At 74.6% G+C, this 3,117-nt stretch carries 2 protein-coding genes; one reads left to right on the top strand and one right to left on the bottom strand.

Annotated elements, in window-relative coordinates; translation table 11 throughout:
- Positions 1 to 817: 817 nt before the first annotated feature.
- Positions 818 to 1,708, bottom strand: coding sequence for a class I SAM-dependent methyltransferase (locus AAHZ94_RS31560; protein WP_349997137.1), 891 nt, complete (start codon positions 1,706 to 1,708; stop codon positions 818 to 820).
- Positions 1,709 to 2,143: 435 nt separating this feature from the next.
- On the opposite strand from AAHZ94_RS31560, the gene AAHZ94_RS31555 reads away from it, so the two are divergent.
- The gene (locus AAHZ94_RS31555; protein ID WP_349997136.1) at positions 2,144 to 3,010 is read left to right on the top strand and encodes an NmrA family NAD(P)-binding protein; all 867 of its coding nucleotides are present in this window, start codon (positions 2,144 to 2,146) and stop codon (positions 3,008 to 3,010) included.
- The last annotated feature ends 107 nt before the right edge of the window (positions 3,011 to 3,117 follow it).

Raw genomic sequence — 3,117 nt, 5'->3', positions numbered from 1 at the left:
GACTATCCAGCTCAAGGCGAACTGGACGACGCACGCGAGTCTCAATGCGCCCGACGAGTACGCCCTCAGCATTCCGCCGCCCCCGGCGCAGGCGGTGAGCAGCAGCACGGAGGCCGCCACCGCCGTGGCGAGGGCCCGCACGGAGCGCACGGAGCGGGTGCTGCGCAGGGCACGCGCCGCCCGCAGGAGACACCTCGCGCGCGTGATGCGCGCGGGACGCACCGGTGGGGTCGGTACCGCCGACGGAGCCGGTCCCACCGATGGGTCCGGCCGCACGGGTGGGCCCTGTACCGCCGACGGCGCCGGCTGGGCGGATGGCACCGCTGGCGCTGGCTGTGCCGGCCGTGCCCGCCGTGCTGGCCGCAGCCGGCGTAACGGCCGCACCGGTCGAGCGGTTCGAACGGTTCGCATGGTCCAACCCTTCCCGCGCCCGTCCGGCGCCAACTCACCCCGTGCTCCGTGGGCCCGAGCCCTGCCTCGCGTGCCCGTGCCCTGCGGTGCTTCCGTCTGCTCCGCCCGCCGGTGCCCGCCGCGCCCCGCCGTGCGCCGCGCCTCGCGCGCGTACGCGTACGTAGCGCCGCCGCTCGCTACGGCTGCTGGGCCCGATGGACCTCCCCACCCGAAGGGCCTCCGGGCTCGAAGGGCCTCCGGGCCTGAAGGGCGCCCCGTACCCGAAGGACCTCCGCCGCGCGGCGCGGCCGTACACCTGCCCGTACCCACGGACAGCCGCACACCCGGCCCCGCCCGCGCACGCGCGCCCGAGGCGTCTCCCGGTGCGGCCCCGCAGCAGCCGGCTACCGCGCGGCTACCCACGGAGCTACACGCGCGCCCGCATGACGTGCGCGCCCGCGTCCTGCGCACCGTCGGGCAGCGTCGTCCCGTACCGGTCGGCCAGGGCGCCGTAGGGGGTGTTCTCGGTCTCCGCGAAGCCCCAGGTGCGCAGCCGCGCGGCGAGATCGGCCGGGGCGAAGGCGCTGCGGAAGGGCTCGCCGTGCCGGGCCGCCCACTCCGCCCGCTGCTCGTGCAGGGCGCGCTGCTCGGGCGGGAGGGAACTCGCCGGCTCGCCGTAGTCGAAGACGACCTCCGAACCGGCCGGCAACGAGGCGATGAAGCCGAACGTGGCCGCAAGGGCCTCGTCCGTCAGGTACGGCACCACCCCGAGGCACATGAAGAACGCCGGCCGCCCGGCGTCGAAACCGGCCGCCGCGAGCCCGTCGGCGAGCCCGGCGCCCTCGAAGTCGACCGGTGCGAAGGTGAGCGACGCGGGCACGGCGATGTCGGCGGCCAACAGCCGCTGCCGCTTCCACTCGTGCGTGGCGGGATAGTCGACCTCGAACACCCGCACCCCGTCGGCCGCGTGCGGATTGCGGTACGCGAAGGTGTCGAGCCCGGCACCGAGCACGACGACCTGCCGCACCGCGGACTCCCGCACCGCGACGGCGAGCGCGTCCTCGGCGTAGCGGGAGCGGGCGGCGACGGCGAACCGCACGGCCGCGCGGGTCGGCTCGAACGCCGCCGCGAAGACCGGGTCGTCCCCGTCCCCGCCCAAGATCGCCACCGCGTACGGGTCGGTGAACACCCGCCCGTCGTCCAGCTCTTGGTGCGCGGCCCGCAAGGCGGCGGCGCCGCGAGCGGTGAGGCTGGGCTGCCCAACCTGCATGACGTCCTCCCAGGTGTCGCCCCGTCGCGCCGGTGCGCCGGGGCTCATAGGCGAAGATCCCATCGTGTCAGCGGGCCGACGGACCCTTCCATGGCGTCATCGGACTAGATCACGACGAACCTGGTTCTGGTTTCGGCGAGAACTGGCCGTTTGGGAGCGGAAGTTGATCCGTAACGTGGTGCCTGCGGGCGGTCGTTCAGGCTGCGTGTGGAGGGGGGCATCGACGCGTGGGCGCATGCGCACGCACGCGTACGTGCGCGTGTCGTTCCCTCGCCGCACGGCTGCCGCGACCGCCCGTACCACCGCACCGCCGCGGCGCTCCCGCTGCCTGGAGCCGGGCCCACCGCGGCGCGGTACGAGCCGCCGGCGCGCGTCCCGGGCGCGGAAGCACGGCGCAATGGGGCGGGGAGCACGGTGGAATACCGGCCGTCCGGCGGACGTTGGCCAGACGGCACACACTTGCAGAGGTTCTGGGGAGGACCGATGACCATCCTGGTCACCACACCCAACGGCGCGGTCGGCCGGTATGTGACCGATGCCCTGCGGGGCCGCGGCGACGTGCGCTTCCTCGTCCGTTCCGAGTCGAGTGCCAGAGCGCTCGGCGAGGTGGCGGGCGAGGTCGTGCGGGGCGACGCCACGCACGAGGACGACGTCAGGGCCGCGCTCGACGGCGTGGACCGGCTCTTCCTCGCGCACCCCTTCGCCGCGGACCAGTTGACCGCAGAGACCACCCTCAGCCAGGCCGCGGTCGAGGCCGGCGTGTACCGCATCGTCAAGCTCGGGGCGATCGACTTCACCACCGACGGCGCGGAGCCGGACAACGTCACCCGGACGCACACGGAGATCGTCGAGCTGCTGCGCCGGGCCGACGTACCTGAGCTCACGATCCTGGAACCTGACCGGTTCTTCCAGAACTTCCTGCCCGCCGCGCCCGCGATAGCCGGCGGCACGCTGGCGGACCCGGCCGGCCCGGGTGCGCGCGCGTACGTGGACGTGCGGGACATCGCCGAGGTCGCCGCCGCCGAACTCGTCGCGGAGACGCCCGTCGGCGGCTCCATCGAGATCACCGGCCCGCAGCCGCTGACCCTCGCCGAACTCGCCGACCACTTCGGAACGGCCCTCGGCACCCCGGTGGAGTACGTCGACGTTCCGATGGACGACGCCTGGCGGGCGGGTCTGGCGGCGGCCGGCGTCGACCCGTACGTGATCGACGGCCTGGCCGGCCTCTACCGCAACTACCACCGCGACGGGGCGGCCCGCATCGGCGACGGCGTCCAGCGGGTGCTCGGCAGGCAGCCGCGCTCCATCGCGGACTTCACGCCGCAACTGGTGGCGGCTGCGGGGGCGTAGGGCGGTCGGGCCTGGCGGCGGCGGGGCGGGTGGGCGGTGTGGTATAAACCACAACCCCCCCACCCGACCGACCCCAAAAGGGGGTGGCGGGGGGGGGGGGTATAAAA

Origin of the sequence: Streptomyces sp. HSW2009 (assembly GCF_040240285.1) — a bacterium.
Classification (GTDB): Bacteria; Actinomycetota; Actinomycetes; order Streptomycetales; family Streptomycetaceae; genus Streptomyces.
This window is presented reverse-complemented; position numbering and strand designations above follow the sequence as displayed.

Bases quoted from the DNA above. Each gene is read 5' to 3' on its own strand.
- AAHZ94_RS31560 (WP_349997137.1), bottom strand. From the start codon at position 1,708: ATGAGCCCCGGCGCACCGGCGCGACGGGGCGACACCTGGGAGGACGTC.
- AAHZ94_RS31555 (WP_349997136.1), top strand. From the start codon at position 2,144: ATGACCATCCTGGTCACCACACCCAACGGCGCGGTCGGCCGGTATGTG.